The sequence below is a fragment of the Mesorhizobium sp. M1A.F.Ca.IN.020.06.1.1 genome (assembly GCF_004023265.1).
Taxonomy (GTDB): Bacteria; Pseudomonadota; Alphaproteobacteria; order Rhizobiales; family Rhizobiaceae; genus Mesorhizobium.
Genome location: NZ_RZSR01000584.1, coordinates 1 through 3,845 on the forward strand (window position 1 = coordinate 1; position 3,845 = coordinate 3,845).

General features: G+C 65.1%; 4 protein-coding genes. All 4 read left to right on the forward strand.

The features are described from left to right. Positions 1-805, forward strand: an 805-nt coding sequence (locus EOA60_RS22800; protein WP_164899474.1) for an efflux RND transporter permease subunit, incomplete at its 5' end; no start/stop codon positions are given. 14 nt (positions 806-819) lie between these two features. Next, on the forward strand, positions 820-1,974 hold the full coding sequence (locus EOA60_RS22805; RefSeq protein ID WP_095823938.1) for an efflux RND transporter periplasmic adaptor subunit: 1,155 nt from the start codon (positions 820-822) through the stop codon (positions 1,972-1,974). Positions 1,975-2,135: 161 nt separating this feature from the next. Then, positions 2,136-2,828 (forward strand): GntR family transcriptional regulator, encoded by a 693-nt coding sequence (locus tag EOA60_RS22810; protein ID WP_127335326.1) that lies wholly within the window; start codon positions 2,136-2,138, stop codon positions 2,826-2,828. A 27-nt stretch (positions 2,829-2,855) separates the two neighbouring features. Then, on the forward strand, positions 2,856-3,845 hold a 990-nt coding region (locus EOA60_RS22815), incomplete at its 3' end, for a mandelate racemase/muconate lactonizing enzyme family protein (protein WP_128311933.1).

Below are 3,845 nucleotides of genomic sequence, written 5' to 3' on the forward strand. Positions count from 1 at the left end.
GAGCACACTGGGCAAGCTGGTGCCGATCGTCGGTCCCGAGACCGTGCCGCATTACAACAACAACGCATCCGCCCTCATCAACGGCGGCGCGGCGCCAGGCTTCTCGTCCGGACAAGCGGTCGCGGCCATGGAGCGGGCGGCGGCAAACGTGCTGCCGCGGGACTTCGGCTATGAATGGACCGGCATCACCTATCAGGAGCTCCAGGCCGGATCGATCGCCTCGATCGTGTTCGGCCTGGCGATCGTGTTCGTCTTCCTGATCCTGGCGGCGCAGTATGAAAGCTGGGCTATGCCCTTCATGGTGCTACTCGCCGTGCCGCTCGCTTTGTTCGGCGCCTTCGTCGTGCTCTTGCTGCGCGGCATGCAGATCGACGTCTACTCTCAGATCGGTTTCGTCATGCTGATCGGCCTGGCGGCGAAGAACGCGATCCTGATCGTCGAGTTCGCCCGACGGCGCCGCGAGGAAGGCCTGACCATCGTCGAGGCGGCGATGGAAGCCGCGCGGCTGAGGCTGCGGCCGATCCTGATGACGGCCTTCGCCTTCATCCTCGGCGTGCTGCCGCTGATGTTCGCGACCGGCGCGGGCGCCGCCAGCCGGCAGTCGATCGGCACCACCGTCTTCGGCGGCATGGTGGCGGCGACGATCCTGTCGCTGGTCTTCGTGCCGGTCTTCTATGCGGTAATCGAGAAGCTGCGCGAGCGCGGCGGCGAGAGCGAACCTGCCGCGGGGCCTCACCATGCCCCGCACCAACAAGAGATTGAACCGACCGCCGAGCCCGTCCGGCTCGCCCAGGCGGCCGAATAGGATTGGAGACCAACATGCGTAAATGGAAAATCGCTTTGGGAACGGCGGTCGCGCTGGGCGCAATCTCGGTGGCAAGCGTGCACCTGCTCGACATGGGCAATCTCAGCCTCAGCGCCAGCACTGCGGGCGCGGCACCTGCGCCCAAGGCGTTCGTCATGCCGGTCCCGGTGGTCAACGTCGTCAAGAAGACGCTGCCGATCTATCTCGACTACGCCGCGCGCGTCGAGCCGATCCGCAACATCACCCTGCAGGCGCGCGTGCCGGGCTATCTGCAGGAGCAGACGGCGCAGGACGGCAGCGACGTCAAGCAGGGCGACCTGCTTTACCGGATCGCGCCCGAGGACTACCAGGCAGCGCTCGACCAGGCGAAGGCGCAGGTGCAGCGCGACGCGGCAGCGCTCGATTACGCGCGGTCCAACCTCGGCCGTGGCACCGACCTTGCCAAGGCCGGGTACCTCGCCAAGGACAGCTTCGACCAGCGCACCAGCAACTTGCGCACGGCCGAAGCCGCCCTTGCGGTCGACCAGGCGGCGGTGCGGACGGCCGAGCTCAATCTCGGCTATGCCGAGATCAAGGCACCGTTCTCCGGGCGGATCGGCCGCAACCAAGCCTCGGTCGGCACCCTGGTGAGCGTCGCCGGCACGGTTCTCAACACGCTGGTGCAGCTCGACCCGATCTACGTCACCTTCAATCCGAGCGAGACCGACCTCGTCCAGATCGAGCAGGCGAAGGCCAACGGTCCGATTGCGGTCGACGTGCTGTTGCCCGGCGAGACCGAGCCCAGCCAGAAGGGCCAGCTCACCTTCATCGACAACACGATCGATCATTCGACCGGCACGATCACGGCGCGGGCAACGATCGGCAACGCCAAGTTCGCGCTGCTGCCCGGGCAGTATGTGCGCGTGCGGCTGCATGTGAAGCAGCAGCCCAATACGCTGATGGTGCCGCAGGTGGCGCTGGGTTCCAGCCAGCTCGGCAAATACCTGTACGTCCTCGGCAAAGACAACACTGTAGACCAGAAGCTGGTGTCGCTCGGCCCGACCGACGGCGATCTGATTTCCGTCACCTCAGGCATCTCCGAGACCGACCAGGTGATCACCGGCAATTTGCAGAAGATCGGACCCGGAATGCCGGTTTCTCCCTTGCCGGAAACGAAACCGGCCAGCTGATAATCCCCCATCAGTCCCGGTCCGACGGCGCCCTCGACACCCACATCGAGGGCGCCGTTTTGTTTGCGCGCCTGCCATCCGCGAAAAAAACGATAGCCACCCTCTTGTTGGATTGTCGACAATCTGCTTGTCTTGCAGTCGGTTCATCCGGAGTGGCCCACATGTCAAAGCTGGATTTCAGTCCGATCGCGGATACGACGCGCAGGGCCGAGATCGTCGCGCTGCTCAGGCGCGCCATTCTGACCGGCCAGCTGGAGCCTGGGCAGAAGCTCAACGAACTCCGCATTTCCGAGCAGATGCGGGTAAGCCGCGCGCCGCTGCGCGAGGCGATGCGCGAGCTGGTGCAGGAAGGTATCCTGACCAGCATTCCCTATGCCGGAACCTTCGTTGTCGACGTCAGCGCCAAGGACATCGTCGACGCCTATTCCCTCAACAAGGTGCTCGACGACTTTGCCATCGAGCTCGCCTGGCCGCAGCGCGACCAGCGCTTCTTCGACGAGCTCGACCGCCGCCACGAAGCGGTGAAGCAGGCGACGCGGGCGCTCGACACCATGCGCCAGATCGAGACGGCGCTGCAGCTGCACGGGCTGGTCTACGAGTGGGCCGACAATTCGGTGCTGCTCGAAACCTGGCAGCGGCTGACCAGCCGACTGCAAACGTATTTCGCCCTGCACCAGCGTGCGCGGAACGAGCCGGTACCGGCCGAGGACCTGCACGAAACCTATGTGGCGCTGCTCAAGGGCACGGACATGCGCGCTGCCCAGCGCCATGCCCGCGAGCATATCGACAACGATTTCGAAGCGCTTCTTGCCTATGCGCGCAGCCTCGAAAAGCGCGCATCGAAGGGCGCCTGACAAACCCGCGGACAAACGGACACCAACGTGAAGATCAAGAGCATAAAAGCCTACCATGTCGTGCAGCCCTTCGTGGACGGACCCTACCGCATGTCCAAGGGCCGGGTCGCCGACTGTTTCGATGCGGTAATCGTCGCCATCACTTCCGACACAGGCGTGACCGGCTGGGGCGAGATGGCGCCGCTCGGCAATTTCTATTCTGCCGCGTTTCCGGCGGGAACGCGCGCGGGCGTGCCGGAGATCGCGCCGCATCTCATCGGCCATGACCCACGCGGGCTGGCCGGCATCGTCAGGTTGATGGACACGGTGTTCAAGGGCCATCCCTACGTCAAAGCCGCGCTTGATATGGCTTGCTGGGATCTCGCTGCTCGCGCGGCCGACGTGCCGTTGGTAGCGATGCTCGGCGGCCGCGAGAGCGAGACGGCGGAACTTTACCGGGTCGTGACCCACGGCACGGTCGACCAGATGGCGGCACTTGCCAAGCGCATCGTTGCCGAAGGCTACCATCGGCTGCAGGTCAAGGTCGGCGGCAATGTCGGTGACGACATCGAGCGCGTGAGCGCCGTCGCATCAGCCGTGCCGAAGGGCACGGTGATCTTCTGCGACGCCAATGCCGGCTGGACGCCCTACCAGGCGCGCCAGTTCGCCGATGCCACGCGCGGCATCGACTACACATTCGAACAGCCCTGCACGACGATCGAGGAGAATATGTCGGTGCGCCGCATGCTCGACAAGCCGATGGTGCTCGACGAATCCGTCACATCGCTGGGCGAGATGCTGGAAATCCATCGCCGTGGCGCGGCCGATGGGCTGACGCTGAAGATCTCGCGCCTCGGCGGCGTGACGCAGACGCGGCTGATCCGCGACGTCGCCGTCGAGCTCGGTTTCATGGTCACCATCGAAGACACCGGCGGCGCGGAGATCGACACCGCCGCGATGGCGCATCTGTCGCTGTCGACACCGGAGGAGCGCCGTCTGCATGCCATCGCCTTCCACGAATGGGTGACGGTGCGCACC